At 58.8% G+C, this 15165-nt stretch carries 15 protein-coding genes and 1 pseudogene; 10 read left to right on the plus strand and 6 right to left on the minus strand.

The window, feature by feature from the left end; translation table 11 throughout:
• Positions 1-152 precede the first annotated feature (152 nt).
• The 3 genes from SLH49_RS06540 to SLH49_RS06550 all read left to right on the plus strand — a co-directional run bounded on the left by SLH49_RS06540 (position 153) and on the right by SLH49_RS06550 (position 1918).
• A complete protein-coding gene (locus SLH49_RS06540) occupies positions 153-632 on the plus strand; it encodes a hypothetical protein (RefSeq protein ID WP_320268327.1) in 480 nt (159 codons plus the stop codon).
• 178 nt (positions 633-810) lie between these two features.
• Positions 811-1452 (plus strand): DUF3047 domain-containing protein, encoded by a 642-nt coding sequence (locus SLH49_RS06545; protein WP_320268328.1) that lies wholly within the window; start codon positions 811-813, stop codon positions 1450-1452.
• A 70-nt stretch (positions 1453-1522) separates the two neighbouring features.
• Positions 1523-1918 (plus strand): cytochrome c, encoded by a 396-nt coding sequence (locus SLH49_RS06550; protein WP_320268329.1) that lies wholly within the window; start codon positions 1523-1525, stop codon positions 1916-1918.
• Here the strand turns inward: SLH49_RS06550 and SLH49_RS06555 are convergent.
• The 3 genes from SLH49_RS06555 to parE all read right to left on the minus strand — a co-directional run bounded on the left by SLH49_RS06555 (position 1883) and on the right by parE (position 5741).
• The gene (locus SLH49_RS06555) at positions 1883-2605 is read right to left on the minus strand and encodes a DUF1194 domain-containing protein (RefSeq protein WP_320268330.1); all 723 of its coding nucleotides are present in this window, start codon (positions 2603-2605) and stop codon (positions 1883-1885) included. The two genes, SLH49_RS06550 and SLH49_RS06555, sit on opposite strands and share 36 nt — an antisense overlap.
• A 462-nt stretch (positions 2606-3067) precedes the next feature.
• Positions 3068-3709, minus strand: a complete 642-nt coding sequence (locus SLH49_RS06560) for a hypothetical protein (protein ID WP_320268331.1) — start codon at positions 3707-3709, stop codon at positions 3068-3070.
• Between the two features lie 73 nt (positions 3710-3782).
• On the minus strand, positions 3783-5741 hold the full coding sequence (gene parE, locus SLH49_RS06565) for a DNA topoisomerase IV subunit B (protein WP_320268332.1): 1959 nt from the start codon (positions 5739-5741) through the stop codon (positions 3783-3785).
• Between the two features lie 179 nt (positions 5742-5920).
• Between parE and SLH49_RS06570 the strand changes: the two genes are divergently transcribed.
• On the plus strand, positions 5921-6595 hold the full coding sequence (locus SLH49_RS06570) for a dimethylsulfonioproprionate lyase family protein (RefSeq protein WP_320268333.1): 675 nt from the start codon (positions 5921-5923) through the stop codon (positions 6593-6595).
• 252 nt (positions 6596-6847) lie between these two features.
• Here SLH49_RS06570 and SLH49_RS06575 read toward each other — a convergent pair whose 3' ends face one another.
• Positions 6848-7567 (minus strand): hypothetical protein, encoded by a 720-nt coding sequence (locus SLH49_RS06575; RefSeq protein WP_320268334.1) that lies wholly within the window; start codon positions 7565-7567, stop codon positions 6848-6850.
• A gap of 143 nt (positions 7568-7710) precedes the next feature.
• Between SLH49_RS06575 and SLH49_RS06580 the strand changes: the two genes are divergently transcribed.
• Positions 7711-8601, plus strand: a complete 891-nt coding sequence (locus SLH49_RS06580) for a LysR family transcriptional regulator (RefSeq protein ID WP_320268335.1) — start codon at positions 7711-7713, stop codon at positions 8599-8601.
• A gap of 148 nt (positions 8602-8749) precedes the next feature.
• Here SLH49_RS06580 and SLH49_RS06585 read toward each other — a convergent pair whose 3' ends face one another.
• Positions 8750-10033 (minus strand): alpha/beta hydrolase family protein, encoded by a 1284-nt coding sequence (locus SLH49_RS06585; protein ID WP_320268336.1) that lies wholly within the window; start codon positions 10031-10033, stop codon positions 8750-8752.
• Positions 10034-10198: 165 nt separating this feature from the next.
• On the opposite strand from SLH49_RS06585, the gene SLH49_RS06590 reads away from it, so the two are divergent.
• The 5 genes from SLH49_RS06590 (at position 10199) to SLH49_RS06610 (ending at position 14659) form a co-directional block, all read left to right on the plus strand.
• Entirely contained in the window at positions 10199-11083 is an 885-nt protein-coding gene (locus tag SLH49_RS06590) for an NAD(P)-dependent oxidoreductase (RefSeq protein ID WP_320268337.1), read from the plus strand.
• The gene (locus tag SLH49_RS06595) at positions 11080-11472 is read left to right on the plus strand and encodes a GFA family protein (protein WP_320268338.1); all 393 of its coding nucleotides are present in this window, start codon (positions 11080-11082) and stop codon (positions 11470-11472) included. Before SLH49_RS06590 ends, SLH49_RS06595 begins: the two co-directional genes overlap by 4 nt.
• 1 nt (position 11473) lies before the next feature.
• Positions 11474-12409, plus strand: coding sequence for an isopenicillin N synthase family dioxygenase (locus SLH49_RS06600; RefSeq protein WP_320268339.1), 936 nt, complete (start codon positions 11474-11476; stop codon positions 12407-12409).
• A gap of 64 nt (positions 12410-12473) precedes the next feature.
• Positions 12474-12881, plus strand: a complete 408-nt coding sequence (locus SLH49_RS06605; RefSeq protein ID WP_320268340.1) for a thiol-disulfide oxidoreductase DCC family protein — start codon at positions 12474-12476, stop codon at positions 12879-12881.
• Entirely contained in the window at positions 12878-14659 is a 1782-nt protein-coding gene (locus SLH49_RS06610) for a DUF4166 domain-containing protein (RefSeq protein WP_320268341.1), read from the plus strand. The genes SLH49_RS06605 and SLH49_RS06610 overlap by 4 nt, the downstream gene beginning before the upstream one ends.
• Here the strand turns inward: SLH49_RS06610 and SLH49_RS06615 are convergent.
• Positions 14576-15142 (minus strand): annotated as a pseudogene (locus SLH49_RS06615) (TIGR02453 family protein); the annotation flags it as partial. The gene SLH49_RS06610 and the pseudogene SLH49_RS06615 overlap by 84 nt on opposite strands.
• Positions 15143-15165: the final 23 nt, after the last annotated feature.

Below are 15165 nucleotides of genomic sequence, written 5' to 3' on the forward strand. Positions count from 1 at the left end.
GGAAGGGCGCATAATGGTCATTTTTTTGTCACGCTCGCGACGCGCCGCTCGATCAAGAAAGTAAACAGAAAAGCGTGGAAATTCAGCAGGCGTGTTTTACAAGGCTTGCATTTTAGCTACCGTGCTTGTGTGGAGTGCGAAAAGGATAAACCATGACAACTTACTGCAAGTGCTCGCAATGCTCTGCTAATCCAGCCGTGCCAAATGGGGACGATAACGGAAGACCGGAAATCGTCTCGGGCAAGCTCATCCAACTCTCACCCGGAGACACACTCGTCCATTACAGTAACGGGGACTTCTCAACGCTTTACTCACGCGAATTGGCCAACATCACGTTGAGAGGCGTAAATCCCACCGTGGTCTGTATTAGTTTTTGGCTCTATCGCGGGTCAGAGGGCCCGGATAAACCAACCAAGGCGATGAAGCTTCTGGGGCTCGGCTCCAAATACAAGTATACTCTGGGTTCCGACTGCGCGGGTAAGCTATCGATCTACCAGAAGTATAAAGACGCATCGCCTGGCGCAAACGAAGTTGTGCTCGCTGTCGGATGCGGAGGCTCAGTTGATATTGGTGCGGGGCGGCGTGCAACAAGGGTCAATTCCTTCGACAGCATGATGGCGCCGGCAGTCTAGGTATTTTTGCATCTTGGTGGCTCGCTGGGTCTTGTCAGCGAACCCATCTTCGGCTGCTGATCCTCAACGAGGTTGGGACAGTAACGAAGCTGACAATGGCGTGACATCACCACGTCGTGCATGTACGCGTGCCTTTTTTGCCATAGATAACTGGTCCTGTCAGTGAAAGGACCCGAATATGCGTAAACTGTTGACGGCCGCCATGGCTATCACACTCGCCTTGCCTGCTTCGGCGGGGCCAATCAGCTTTGCCAATGGCTGGCAGGAACAGCGCCTGTCGCTTTTCAGTTCGAACGATTACACGTTTGGTCAGAACCTCTCGATGACGTCAAACGGGTCGGTTTCGATTGCCTGGACCCGTGTAAACCGGGCCGATTGGAGTAAGCGCGGTGCGTCCTGGAGCTGGACGGTGGAAAAGTCCGTGCCGCCCACCAATCTATCGCAGAAGGGTGGGGATGACCGGAATATTTCGCTCTATTTCGTGTTTGTCCCGGAGGATGTGGCGCCGGGATTGGAAGGGGCCAATATCCGCAGCCTGTTGGGCAATGATCAGGTGCGCATCATGCAATATGCTTGGGGTGGGAACCACTCCCGGGGCCAGGTGATCCAATCGCCCTATGGTCCGGCGGGGCAGGGCGTGACAATTGCGCTGCGCCAGGCCGGGACTGGCTCCCATAGCGAAAGCGTTGATCTTGCAGCAGATTATGCCCGCGCCTTTGGTGGGCAGCCCGGTGCGCTGGTGGGGCTGGCTGTTTCCGGCGACAGCGACGATACTGACAGCATGATCCGCGCGGCCATCGGCAACCTAGCCTTGCGCTGATTGATTTGCATCAACGCGGGGGCCACGCCGTGCCGGTAGTCTGTGCTCATCACAGATGATGGAGGCTTCCATGCGCGCATTTCCCCTGATCATGATGCTGGCTTGTGCAGGCCCGGTGGCGGCGCAGGATGCAGGCCAGGGCAAGGCCATCTATGATTTTTATTGTGCGACCTGCCATGGCATTTCGGCCATGGGCAACGGGCCGATGTCGCCATCTTTGGTCGTCCCGCCGACAAACCTGACCGCGCTGAGCGCTCGAAATGACGGTGTCTTTCCGGTGGTCCGCGTGGTGATGCGGATCGACGGGCGTGATCCTCTTGTCAGCCACGGCAGTATGATGCCCGTCTACGGGGATTTCTTTGAAGGCACGGATGTGGCGACCAAGGCCGAGACGGGGCAGCCGATCATGACCTCGCAGCCGATTGTGGACCTACTCGCTTACCTGCAGAGTATCCAGCAGGAGTGAAGCGTATTCTGTCTGCGGCGTCGTGCCTGCGATCTCAAGGATCAGCTTGCGCCGCACGGCATCGGTGAATTCCGGGCCAGAGCGGGCGGGCATCACAAAAGAGTTCGGTCCGCCGATGATATTCGCCTCATAGGCTGCAGGCAGATCGCCGGTCTGCCACTGGGTATTCCGCAGGATGGGCAGGGCGTTGATGGTGATGCCAGCGGCCACGACCTGATCGCGAGCGACGGTGATGGGTGGGCCGAATGAGTTCGCCATCGTGTCGCCGGAAAAGTCGATCACACGGCGGAAGCCATTGATATCGTTCGCTTCTATCTGCTCCATTCCGTAAATGAGCGCGGCCCCGATGGCGTTGCGGCCCGAGGCTTGACGGGGCGGGCCGATCAGCGCTTCGGCGAAGCTGCGCGCGCTTTCCATATCGGCGATGATCGTCCAATCGACGACCGTGGCTTGCGTAGCGGCCCATTCGACGTAAGTGACGGCGATGGAGCCGTAGAGCGTGTTTTGGATCGCCGAAACGACTGCCGGATCGGTGATCGCGGTGGCGTAGGATTGGCGCTGGAACAGGAGTTCATCGGCGTCGATGGAGCCCGAAGCATCGGCCAACAAGACGAGTTCGAGGTCGGTTTCGATTTCCTGGGCGGAGACGGGTGCGGCGAAAGCGAGGGCGAGTATGAAGTGGCGCATGGCGGGAAGGTAGGGCGGAAAGGGGTGTATGCAATGCGTACAGAAGCTGTACAGAACCTGTACGTACAGCTTGTATGGTCGGGTTTGGGTTTTTGTGGTTACGCAACCCTGGACTTGATCCGGGACCTCCCCCTTTGCATTAGGTCCCGTATCAAGTCCGTGACTGCGGATACGGGATTAGGACGCGTGGGTTTCACCCACCCTAAGTAAGAGGCGCTCCGCTGCAGATGTCCCGCCCGGCTTGTCGGGTAGCGCCCGGACCTCCCCCACGGGGAGGGCGCTTTTGCGGCGGTTCGAATAGCACTGTCGTCAGCAGTTATGGCGATGTCCCACGAAACGGATCCGTCGGTGCGCCCACCCCGAGGTCCGGGCGCTGCCCTTCTGGAATACTACATGAGCAAGTTTGAACGTGATGATGTCTTCAGAGATATTGCGAATTGTTGATTAGCGGCACACGCTTTCCTAAGAGTTGTGTGGGCGCTTTTGGTGCGCCTCTTGATATCGCCGGTCAGCCTCAACTTTGTCTTCTTCTAGGTACTCGTTCAGCTGACCAACAAGAAAAGACGAATTAGCGTTCAAATCGTAAATCAGGGCTGCATGGTGGACCGATTCTATGCTGATCTCAGACAACGACACTGGGAATTTGCTATTCAGCGGGGCATCAATTTGATTTACGCCTTCTTTGATCTTCAATAGATCGCTTTCAAACTGCTCTCTTGCTCCGCTATTTGCCATGCCGCGCGCGGCAAGCGCGCCCATTCTTGATCTCTTAACTACTGGCAATAGGCGGTCAATCATTAGCAGATTGTTTCTTACATCCAATTCGGCTTTCCGAATTTCCAACCAAAGGTCTGCATCTCTTGTTCGTGCTTGGAATTCTATCTGCTCACTAGAGCTTTTGGCCAAGTCAGACTGCGCGCGTACTGATTGCTTCAGTTCCTCTGTTTGCATGTCTAACGATTTAATGCTGTTCCGCAGTTCGTTTCCTTGCAGAAAGAAGCTCAGTACCACCCAAACCAAGGCCAATGGCCCCACAGAACCTGCTAAAAAGATCGCCCCAGGCATTTGGTTGGAGGTTCGAAAAACTTTGCCAGTTGTTTGCAACTATCAACGTCAACACGCCGATGTAGACTAGCGTCGCCACACCGCCTAAAAGGGCAATCTTTTTCATAGCGCTCTATACATCCAACTCCTCCACAAACCGCGCGTTTTCCTGAATGTACTGGAACCGCAATTCGGGCTTTTTGCCCATCAGGCGCTCGACCAGGTCGGCTGTGTCTCCCGGCTCATCATCATGCACGGTCACACGGATCAGTTTGCGGGTTGCGGGGTCCATTGTGGTCTCTTTGAGGTCCTTGGCGTCCATTTCGCCCAAGCCCTTGAAGCGTTGGACGTCGATTTTGCCTTTGCCGCCGAGGCCCTTGGCCAGAACGGCCTCTTTTTCGGCGTCGTCGGCGACGTAGACGCGCCGCGCGCCTTGCGTTAACCGGTAGAGCGGCGGGCAGGCAAGGTAGAGGTGGCCGTGGTCGATCAGGGGGCGCATTTGCGTGAAGAAGAAGGTCATCAGGAGTGAGGCGATATGGGCGCCGTCCACATCCGCGTCGGTCATGATGATGATCTTGTCATAGCGCAGGTCATCGACGTTAAAGCGGGTGCCCATGCCGACGCCGAGCGCTTCGCAAAGGTCATTGATTTCGGCGTTGGAGGAGAGCTTTGAGGAGGCCGCGCCGAGCACGTTGAGGATCTTGCCGCGCAGGGGCAGGAGCGCTTGGAACGTCCGGTCGCGGGCGCCTTTGCCGGAGCCGCCAGCGCTGTCGCCCTCGACGATGAAAAGCTCCGTGCCTGCCCGGTCCTTGGACGTGCAATCGGTTAGCTTGCCGGGCAGGCGCAGTTTCTTGGTGGCGCTCTTGCGGGCGGTTTCCTTTTCTTGCTTGCGGCGCAGCCGTTCCTCGGCCCGGAGCACAAGGAAATCGAGGATCGCGCCTGCGGATTTCGTGTCTGCCGCAAGCCAGTTGTCGAAATGGTCGCGCACGGCGCCTTCGGTCATTTTGGCCGCCGCCTCGGTCGAGAGCCGGTCTTTGGTCTGGCCCACAAAGGCGGGGTCGCGGATGAAGCAGGAGACGAGCGCGCAGCCGCCGGAAATCAGGTCATCGCGGGTGATCTGGCCGGCTTTTTTGTTGCCAGCGAGTTCTCCATACGCCTTGATGCCCTTGAGGATCGCGGACCAGAAGCCGGTCACATGCGTCCCGCCCTCGGGCGTCGGCACGGTGTTGCAGTAGGATTGAATGAAACCGTCGCGCACGGGCGTCCAGTTGATCGCCCATTCGACCTTGCCCGGTTCGCCGAATTTTTCCTGGAAGTCGACGGTGCCGGAGAAGGGTTTGTCGGCGTAGGTGGTCGCTGATCCGAGCGTTTCCTTGAGGTAGTCGGAGAGGCCGCCGGGGAAGTGGAAGGTTGCCTCTAGCGGGGTTTCGCCGTCGTCGATCTCGGATTTCCAGCGGATTTCGACACCGGAGAAGAGATAGGCTTTGGACCGGATGGATTTGAAGAGCCGGGCGGGTTTGAATTTGTGGTGGCCGAAGATGTCGGCGTCGGGGTGGAAGGTGACAGTGGTGCCGCGGCGGTTGGGGGCGCTGCCGATTTTGGCGGCTTTGCCTAGGGGTACGCCACGGGAGAAGCGTTGTTCGTAAAGCTCCTTGTTCCGTGCGACCTGGACGACCATGGAGTCGCTGAGCGCGTTGACCACCGACGCGCCGACACCGTGCAGACCGCCGGAGGTCTGGTAGGCCTTGCCGCTGAATTTGCCGCCTGCGTGCAGCGTGCAGAGGATGACCTCCAAAGCGCTCTTGTCGGGGAATTTGGGGTGCGGGTCGATGGGGATACCGCGCCCGTTATCCTTGATCGTGATGGAATAGTCGGCGTGCAGGTCCACCTCAATCCGGTTGGCATGGCCTGCGACGGCCTCGTCCATGGAGTTGTCCAGCACCTCGGCCACGAGGTGGTGCAGCGCCCGTTCGTCGGTGCCGCCGATATACATGCCGGGGCGTTTGCGGACAGGCTCCAGCCCCTCCAGCACTTCGATACTGTCGGCGTTGTAGTCATCGGGGGCGGCCCCGGAAAGGAGGTCATCGGCCATGGCTGCTGCTCATTTCTTTTGATTTGGCAGCTACTATGCCAGAGCAGGCGAGGCGGGGGAAGCCGCCGCAATGGTGGGCTGAGACAAAACCTGCCCGAATTTCGAGCGATGATGCAGTGTGCCCTTGGCGGCCCGGCGAGCTTGTGCCAACAGGGGCTGAGACCTGTTGATGGTGCGTGATGCAGAACCTTGTCGATCCCGCTGAGCCCCACCTGCGCGATCTGCCGGATTGGCGGTATCTGTTGCAGGAATATTATGAGCTTTATCGCTATCTGCCCTCCGGCGGCAGTAGCCGGATTCGGACGCATCAACGCGCCGTGCGCGAGGCGATCAGCCGGGTTTTGAAAGCCAATCCGCTGATCCGCACGCAACCACCTGCGACGAAGCCCGTCACGGCGCATCTCAAGCGTGCGCTGGATGAAGGGCGCGGTGACCGAATGGGTGCGATGGTGCGCGCCCTGGAATCCGTGATGCCGGATTTGTCGTGGCAATATGGCTACGAGAAGGTGCCAAAGGGACTGGTTGACAGCTACGCATATGCAGAAGTTACAGGGCCGGGTGGCCCAGTGGTCAGCGAAGAGATCATTCTTGGGATCGTCCTCTTCGCACCAGGCTGCACCTACCCGGCTCATGCGCATCAGGGGATTACTGAAAGCTATGTCTGCCTGTCAGGTGCGGTGTCCGAGAACCATCAGGGCGTCTATGTGCCGGGGTCCATGATCTTTAACCCGCCAGAGCACCTGCACCGGATCACCGTGGGAATAAATGAACCCGCACTTCTGGCCTACGCATGGATGGGCGCACGCACGGACCTATTGGATCAGAAGATGGTATTCACGCGGAAACGAAAGTGAACCTTTGTTCATTGTAGATGGCCGAGATGACGAGAGATTGTCTGGGTTCCATCGTGCGGATATCGCAAGCGTATCTACTGAGGCCCTAGCTCGATGTGATCCTAGTCGCCCCCAAGCGGCTTAAAAGGGCAAAGGGTTGAAATGCGGGTTAAGCGCCAATTCGCTGCAGTTCCACGCTCGGCCGCTTTAGGGTGATTGTGAATTCAAACAGCAAAGCACCCGATGCGTCGCACCGGGCACTTCCTGCTCAGATCACTTGATAGCAAGGATGTCGAAATTGTGGATGTTTGCCACCACACCGTCGTCCCATCCGCCAGAAACCAATTCCGAAGCCTTTTCATTCAGTAGCCCGGCCACTTGTCCGGCAAAGTGTGCTTCGCGGCCCGCGTTGTCGGCAAAGATGTCGAAGATGGCGAAGTTGTTCTGGTCAATCTGCAGCGCCGCCCAGAACAATGTCTTGGGTTCGGTGTCTGCAACAATGGGGCCAGCTGCTGTCAGCAAGGCTGCCAATTCAGGCCCTTTGCCCGGAGCAGCTTCGATCTTGATGTAAGTTGCGGTCGTCGCCGTGTAGAGATCGACCGGCGCCTTCACCGACAGAACATCGGAGTTGCTGATATTCGCGACAACACCGTCGTCCCATCCCCCGGCGACCAGCGCGTCCGCGTTTTGGTTCAAAGCCGCCGCCACAGCGCCTGCGAAGTGAGCGTTGCGCGCTTCTTCATCTGCGAAGATGTCAAAGATAGCGAGTGTATCGCCCGCCTCAAGTGCAAACCAAAGCACAGTGCCCGGCTCGGTTTCCTTCACAATCGGGGCCGCTCCGGCCAGAAATTCAGCGAATGCTTCGGTCTGGCCTTCAGCGGCGGGCATCGCGATGTAGCTGGCAGTGTGATTTTCCATGGGGTTGTCCTGTGCAGTTGCGGAGGTTGTGATCATAGCTAGTGCGGCGAGTGTCTGGAGGATTTGCGTTTTCATGGTCGTCTCCTGATTTTGAAGTTCATCGTGTTTGGTTTCGATGCACTCTTGTCCCATGCCGGATGCCTTCGACTCCAATTCCGAACTTCTATTCTTTGATAGACAACGGCTATGGAAGTTGCTTTGGTGCCCCGGATTGAGATGTGGCGGAGAATGCGGCGATGGAAATGAACCAGATCAGGTATTTTCTCGCTGTCTGCGAGCACCGAAACTTTACGCATGCAGCCAGCGCCTCCAATGTTTCCCAACCTTCCTTGACGACTGCGATCAAGAAACTTGAAGACGAACTTGGCGGTGAGCTGTTTATCAGGGACCGTGCGGGATGCAGGCTTACGGCTCTTGGAAAACTCATGCAGCCAAGGCTACAGAAGGTTCATGATGAGACGCGGCAGGCCAAGGCGGAGGCGGTCCGTCATATGCGTTTGGAGCGGGTTCCAATTTCTGTCGGCGTTGGCGAGACGATTGGACACAACAGAATTTCGGCAGCGATGGAGCGTATTCGTGCGCGATTGCCGCAAGTCGAGATCGAATTGATCGTGGCGTCGTCTTCCGAGCTTCTTGCCGGACTGCGAGATGGTGAATTTGACGTCGTCGTCACGGCAGAGAAGGTCAGTGAAGACCTCTATCGCATAGACCGGCTCTATGAAGAGGATTACAAGGTAGCGGTGTCCAAGTCGCATCCATTGTCTGCACTCAATACCATTTCTCTTTCAACTCTTGCTGAAGCTGACCTGCTTGACCGACCAAATTGCGAAATGCGGGACGCTTTGCATGGGACCTGTGCTGATCAGGGTCACGAACTCTACGCAGCCTATCGGTCAAATCGCGTGGAGTGGTTAGTTGAACTTGCACGGCAAGGGTCGGGTGCCGTGATCTTGCCAACCACGGCAATTCCCGCAGACAGGGGCCTCGTGTCGATACCCATCGACGGCCTGGAAATATCGCGCACTGTTTCCGCTCTTCGTTATCGGCACCAAACGACGCGACCAGAGACAAATGATCTGATCCGCGAGATCACGCGCGCCCAGGCCTAGTGAAGTCGAAAACCGACGCTCGTGCATCATGCAACAACTGGAACTCTGGGCTGTACGATGGCGTTCGCTGAGGTTGCTAAATCCTTGTCTCTTGCCGTGAACGCGGCGTAGGCGGCAAAGTCAGATTTCTCCGTGGCGCAAACAGCAGTTATTCGCCCGCGAGCTTGGTTTCAAACCGCAGGCCAGCCGCCGTCCTATTCGGGAAGCCCGTCCAATAGCCATGTTCCGGCGTCTCCTCGCCGTTTTCATCAACCGACCAAAGCCCATCTGTGGCTACTGGCGTGAGGTCAAAATACCGCGCCTTCACCTCGTCCTGTTTCAGATGCAGGTCCAGATAGGCGGTAACGAAATGCTGGCTGATATTGTTCATGCGGACATTATCCCAGACCGGATCGGCGTAGTGATCAAACGGTGCATAACCAAGTGTCTCAGAAAAGGCATAGCTTTCGGCGGGGGCGGGCATCGGGGCGCCCGCATTGTGATTTGCGTTCTCAAACGTCAGCAGATGTCGTGTTGTATTCATGCTGTCATCGAAGATGCCGCGAATTGCATCGTATTGCGACACGTCATCGATACTGCCCGCGATCAGCATGAGTGGTTTGTTGATCCCGGCCCAACCCGTTGCGTCCCAGAACCCGGTATTGTTGCCCCACGGGCCAAATGCCACGATGGCTTTGATGCGATCATCGGCAAGGCCTGCATGGGTCTCCGTACCCATCATATTCCGCTCAAGCAGGCCCTGTGGCGCACCCCATTCATAGGTGGTGCTGATAAGCGTGACGCCTGCGCCACCATAGATCAGTGCGCCATAGCCCCCCATGGAGTACCCGATAATTGCAACGTTATCGTCCTGAATGATCGCGCCAAGGTCGCCGTTCAGTGTCGTGAGGCTGTCGACGATAAATCGCTGATCCCATGGCCGGTTCACAAGGGTAGAGCCGAAGGTGGATTGGTCATCGTAGGTGCTGTCGGGATGGTCGATCGAGGCGACCACATAGCCTTTGGATGCCAGATTCTCGGCCAATGGCGACAAAAGGAAACGGTTGCCCGGGTAGCCATGCGAGATCACGACAAGCGGATAGGTCTCGGACGTGTCGGGTGCTGCATTGCGGGCGGCCTGACCTGTCAGCTCTGCAGTCGCTACGCCATCGCGCAGGATTGCGGTGTAAGTGCCGCCAGAAACGGTGTTTTCAACCGCAGGGTACCAGACTTCAACGGTGAGTGACCTGTCATAAAGCGGCGGCTCATCCGTCTCATTCGTGTTCACTACATCAATCTGGTCAGGATTGGTGAAAGACATCGTGGTCACGCCGATTTTATGCTCTCCAAAAGCGGCGAGTTCAGGTGCGTCGGGGCGAATTATGTCGATGCGATTCTCGGCATAGCCTGAAGTTGCAGCAAGAACGCCCATTGCTGCGGCGATAATACGCATCTGCCCCTCCCCTTGGTCTTGGCTTGAGTCCTACCCTAACGGTCTGCCGGACAAATGAATAGACGCCATGGTTGTCGAAATGCGCGCGGCCGTCATCGCCAAACGCTGTGTGGTTGCGGTTGCCCAAAACCTCGCGATAGGCTCCACAAAAAGAGGGGGCCGAGGATGCGGGTTTTCTTTACGGGTGGCAGCGGCAAGGCGGGCAGATGGGCGATCCGGCATCTTTTGGAGCAGGGGCATCGCGTGATAAACGTGGATCGCGTGCCGTCCGGGCTGGAGTGTTCGGAATTGCTGATCGATCTTTGTGATGCGGGCCAGGTGATTGGTGCGATGTCACAGTTCACCGATTTTCATGAGCTTGACGAGGGCACCGGTATGCCGCGTTACGACGCGGTAGTGCATTTCGCCGCCGTGCCGCGCGTGATGATCGGCACGGATGGGGAGTGTTTTCGGCAGAACACGCTCAGCACCTATAATGTGATCGAGGCTGCTGTGAAGCTGCGCATCCCCAAAGTGATTTTTGCCAGTTCAGAGACGACCTACGGTGTCTGCTTTGCCGATGGTGAGGTGAAGCCCGCCTATGTTCCTCTCGATGAGGATCACCCGACGGTGCCCCATGACAGCTATGCGATGTCAAAGGTCTGTAACGAGGCGACGGCACGCTCGTTTCAGGCGAGAACCGGTGCAGATGTCTATGGGCTGCGGATCAACAACGTGATCGAGCCACATGAATATGCAGAGCAGTTTCCGGCGTTCATGGATGACCCCGCGCTGCGCCGCCGCAACATCTTTGCCTACATCGATGCCCGCGACCTGGGTCATATGGTCGATTGCTGTCTGCGGACAGACGGGCTCGGCTATCAGGTGTTCAACGTCGCCAACGATGATTTGTCGGTAGGCATCACGTCGGATGAGGTCATCGACCGCTTCTATCAGGGGGTGCCTGTCCAGCGTCAGATGCGCCCCGACGAGACGATGTACGCCAATGACAAGGCCAAGCGGATGGTGGGTTTTGCGCCGAAACACTCATGGCGGGAGGTTTTGGGATGACCCGGACTGCATCCTGCGCCTGTGGTGCGCTGAAGGCGGAAGTCACGGGGGAGCCAATCCGCGTGGCCATATGCCATTGCCACGCCTGCCGTACACGCACCGGCAGTGCCTTTTCGTGGAATGCGCGCTTCGCGGCAGAATCGGTGACAATGACAGGGGATAGCCGATCTTACACTCGGATCGGGGATGAGGGCAGCGAGATCACCTATCATTTCTGCCCACATTGCGGTGTGACCGTCTGGTACGAAAACAGCGCGGTGCTGGGTATCGCCATCCCCGTGGGCGCCTTTGCGCCGGGTGATCTGCCGCCACCCACTGTATCGGTCTACGATGACCGAAAGCCGGACTGGTTCGCCTTGGCCGACCCCGACATTGACATTTGGGACTGACATGACCTTTCCACGTTTCGACCTCGCCGCATTTGAAGCCGCCAAGGGCGAGGAACGGGCCACCGCGGCAGCGCGTCTGGACAGCATTTGCCAACAAACGGGGTTTCTGGTGTTGGAAGGGCATGGAGTGCCACAGGACCTGATTGATGATGTTTGGGCCGCGGCGCGGGCGTTTTTTGCGCAAGAGGCGACGGCGAAACAGGCCGTGGCGCCACCTCATAAAGGCTATCCCTACGGCTATCTTGGGCCGGATACGGAGGCGCTCGCGCTCTCAAAAGGCGTGGAGACGCCACCCGATCTGAAGGAGAGTTTTAATGGCGGCCCGTTGACCGTCCCAGCCGGGGCGTCGCAGGCGGCTTTGGACTTTTGCTATCGGCCCACGCCATGGCCTGATCTGCCCGGATTTCGCCCGGCTTGGGAGGCGTATTACACGGTCATGGAGGATTTGGCGCAGCGGATTATGCGCGCCTTCGCGGCGGCTTTGCAATTGCCCGAAGGCCATTTTGATCCGTTGATTGGGCGTCCAATCTCGGCGCTCAGAGCGCTGCATTATCCTGCGACGGTTGATGCCCCGCTGGAGCGTCAGCAAAGGGCCGGCGCGCATACTGATTACGGGTCGTTGACCATCCTCTTGCCGCAGCCCGGCAGTGCGGGATTACAGGTGATGCAGGGCGAGACGTGGGTTGACGTGCCAGCCCCCGCAGATGCGTTTGTGATCAATATCGGCGATCTGATGGCGCGCTGGACCGCGGATCGTTGGGTGAGCACTTTGCACCGGGTGATCGCGCGGCCCGGGCAACCCGCCCGTCAGTCGCTGGCCTTTTTCCATCAGCCCGATTGGGATGCCGAGATTGTACCGCTGGACGGGTCGGATGCCTATCCGCCGGTCATGTCCGGCGCTTATCTGATGGGGAAATTCGAAGCGACAGGCAGGTGACGTTGTGACGCTGGTGCAAGGCACGCCGGGCGCTAGCATTGGGGTGACGCCCGTTGGAGAGCCGATGACCCAGTTTGACCACCCCGTCGCCGTCATGGATGCCGATTGCGCCCTGTGCAGTTGGGGTGCGCGGATGATTCACCGTCTGGACCGGACGGGTGATATTCGCATTGCGCCGATCCAGTCCGCGACGGGTGCGGCACTGATGCGCGCGCACGGGCTTGATCCGATTGACCCGGATTCGTGGCTTTTCATCGCGGATGGCACGGTCTGGCGCGACTTTGATGCGGTGATCCGGTTGGGTGAGCGCGCGGGTGGCTGGGGCCGCGTCTGTTCGGTGCTGCGGCTCGTGCCGCGTCCTTTGCGCGATTGGCTTTATGCCCGTGTGGCGCGCAATCGATATGCCGTTTTCGGGCGCGGCGATATGTGCGCGCTGCCTGATCCGGCGTTCCGGGCGAGGTTGATGGCGTGAAAGTCGTCGTCCTCGGCGGGTATGGCGTTTTTGGATCACGGCTGGTGGACCTCTTGGATCGCGACGAGCATCAGGTTGTGGTCGCGGGGCGGTCGCAGGCAAAGGCGGACGCCTTTGTCGATGGGCGTGATCTGGAGGTGATCGTCTGTGATCGTGCAGGTGATCTCAGCCCGATCTGGGACGCGAAGCCTGACATCGTGGTTGATGCTGCGGGGCCGTTTCACGCCTATGGCAATGATCCTTACCTGTTGGCGCGAGGCTGTATCGCGAACGGTGCGCATTACCTCGATCTGGCGGATGATCCCGCCTTTTGCACCGGTATCTCGCAGCTTGATGCTGCGGCGAAGGGGGCGGGTGTCTTCGTGCTGTCGGGTGCGTCGAGCGTGCCCGCGCTCTCCTCCGCCATCGTCGCGGATTTGGCAGGCGAGGCCGATGCTATCGAGATGATCGACACCGCAATCCTGCCGGGCAACCGCGCGCCGCGCGGGCGGGCCGTGGTGGAGAGTATTTTGAACCAATGCGGCATGCCTTTTGAGACGCATGTGGCCGGTGAAAGGGTCGAGCGCCGCAGCTGGTCGGGACCCCGGACCTTCGATCTGGGCCAGGGTCTGATCCGCAAGGGTTGGCTGATGGAGGTGCCGGATACACGATTGTTCGGTGAGGCATTTGACGCGCAAACGGTCAAGTTCCGGGCGGGGATGGAATTGCCCGTCATGAATCATGCGTTGGCTGTGATTTCGTGGCTGCGTGGGCGTCTGGGCTTTGGCATCGTACCGTGGTTTGTCAGCCTCCTCTTGTGGATCGCTGCATGCCTCAAGCCGTTCGGGACCGATGTTGGCGGTATGTCCGTCGCGGTCACGGCGCGAGACGGCGCGCTTTGGCGGCGCAGAACTTGGCGGCTTGTCGCGCAAGCGGGCGAGGGGCCGTTTATCCCGGCGGTCGCCGCACGAGCTATTCTGCGCGATCCAAAGTCCGTGGGTCAGGGCGCACGACCCGCCGTTGGAGAGGTGACGCGTGAGGCCGTGGAGGCTGCGATGAACGACCTCGCCGTGACGACGGAGGTGGTCGATGAAGAGATTACTCCGCTCTTCCCACGCTTTCTGGGGCGGGCCTTTGCCGATCTGCCAGATGTCGTGCAGGCGGGCCATCTGGTACCCGCGCCGCTGCGCTTGACCGGGCGAGCACGGGTGACGCGCGGCCCGTCGCTTTGGGCGCGGTTTCTGGCCGCGCTCTTTCGGTTTCCCGTTGCGACGGACGATATCGCTGTGTCGGTTCTGATGACCCCGGATGGGGCGGGCGAGACGTGGGAGCGGCGCTTTGGCGAGCAGACCTTTCAGTCACACCTGCGCATCAAGGGCACCTATATGACCGAGCGGTTTGGTCCTTTCACCTTTCGGCTGGGGCTGCATGTGGCGGAGGGCGCGCTGCACTTTCCCGTCCTGTCTGGGCGTCTGGGTCCCGTCCCCCTGCCGCGCTTTCTGCTGCCTGTCAGTGAAGCGCGCGAATTTGCGAAAGACGGGCGGTTCAATTTCGATGTGCGGCTGAGCGCGCCGCTGACCGGTGCTTTGATGGTGCATTACCAAGGGTGGCTGGAGCCTGTTGCCGCAAAGAACCTACGCTTCAGCAATCGAGATCAGCAGCGCGTTGATCGGCCAGGCGGCGGTGAAGGTGTCCATGATCTGGCCCTTCAGGTCGGTGATCTTATCCAGTTCACGACTGGCGGTCAGGCCTTTCATGCGCAACAGATGCCCCGCCTTGTGGTCCGGATCGTAGGGTGACGGCACGCGTTTGAGGTCCGGCTCGCGCAAGGTGAAACCCTGATCGGTGACGCTTTCGACAATCCCCAGAATGCGGTCGGTGTCCAGATCGACCATCTTGCGCCAATTCGTCAGGACCGGCTTGTCAAACCCCATCATGCCCACGCCCACCGTCGTATAAGTCCGCCCGATCCCGAAGAAAAAGACCGGGTTTTGCGGCGCATCGCTGTCGATCTGCCACATCATGTGCAGATGGGTGTTGTAGGGCGTCTTGTCCTTGGAAAAGCGGACATCGCGATGCGGGCGGAAGAGTTTGGATTTGATGGGGGCGTCGGCCAGTTTGCTCAAGGGTGCGGTGAGTTGGTCGAGAAGCGCCAGGGCGGGCGCCTTCAGTTGCGTCTCGTAGGTCGCCTTGTGCTCTTGCCACCACTCGCGCTTGTTATTGTCGGCGAGCGTGTTGAAAAACGTCACCGCATCGTTCTGCAAGGATCCAAATTCCGACATCCGCCAAGTCCCCCATTTTTGCC

The organism is Cognatiyoonia sp. IB215446 (assembly GCF_033963825.1).
Lineage (GTDB): Bacteria > Pseudomonadota > Alphaproteobacteria > Rhodobacterales > Rhodobacteraceae > Yoonia.

What these genes read in the sequence shown, in the direction of transcription:
- SLH49_RS06540 (WP_320268327.1), top strand. Translation starts at nt 153, where the DNA reads ATGACAACTTACTGCAAGTGCTCGCAATGCTCTGCTAATCCAGCCGTG.
- SLH49_RS06545 (WP_320268328.1), top strand. Translation starts at nt 811, where the DNA reads ATGCGTAAACTGTTGACGGCCGCCATGGCTATCACACTCGCCTTGCCT.
- SLH49_RS06550 (WP_320268329.1), top strand. Translation starts at nt 1,523, where the DNA reads ATGCGCGCATTTCCCCTGATCATGATGCTGGCTTGTGCAGGCCCGGTG.
- SLH49_RS06555 (WP_320268330.1), bottom strand. Translation starts at nt 2,605, where the DNA reads ATGCGCCACTTCATACTCGCCCTCGCTTTCGCCGCACCCGTCTCCGCC.
- parE (WP_320268332.1), bottom strand. Translation starts at nt 5,741, where the DNA reads ATGGCCGATGACCTCCTTTCCGGGGCCGCCCCCGATGACTACAACGCC.
- SLH49_RS06570 (WP_320268333.1), top strand. Translation starts at nt 5,921, where the DNA reads ATGCAGAACCTTGTCGATCCCGCTGAGCCCCACCTGCGCGATCTGCCG.
- SLH49_RS06575 (WP_320268334.1), bottom strand. Translation starts at nt 7,567, where the DNA reads ATGAAAACGCAAATCCTCCAGACACTCGCCGCACTAGCTATGATCACA.
- SLH49_RS06585 (WP_320268336.1), bottom strand. Translation starts at nt 10,033, where the DNA reads ATGCGTATTATCGCCGCAGCAATGGGCGTTCTTGCTGCAACTTCAGGC.
- SLH49_RS06590 (WP_320268337.1), top strand. Translation starts at nt 10,199, where the DNA reads ATGCGGGTTTTCTTTACGGGTGGCAGCGGCAAGGCGGGCAGATGGGCG.
- SLH49_RS06595 (WP_320268338.1), top strand. Translation starts at nt 11,080, where the DNA reads ATGACCCGGACTGCATCCTGCGCCTGTGGTGCGCTGAAGGCGGAAGTC.
- SLH49_RS06600 (WP_320268339.1), top strand. Translation starts at nt 11,474, where the DNA reads ATGACCTTTCCACGTTTCGACCTCGCCGCATTTGAAGCCGCCAAGGGC.
- SLH49_RS06605 (WP_320268340.1), top strand. Translation starts at nt 12,474, where the DNA reads ATGACCCAGTTTGACCACCCCGTCGCCGTCATGGATGCCGATTGCGCC.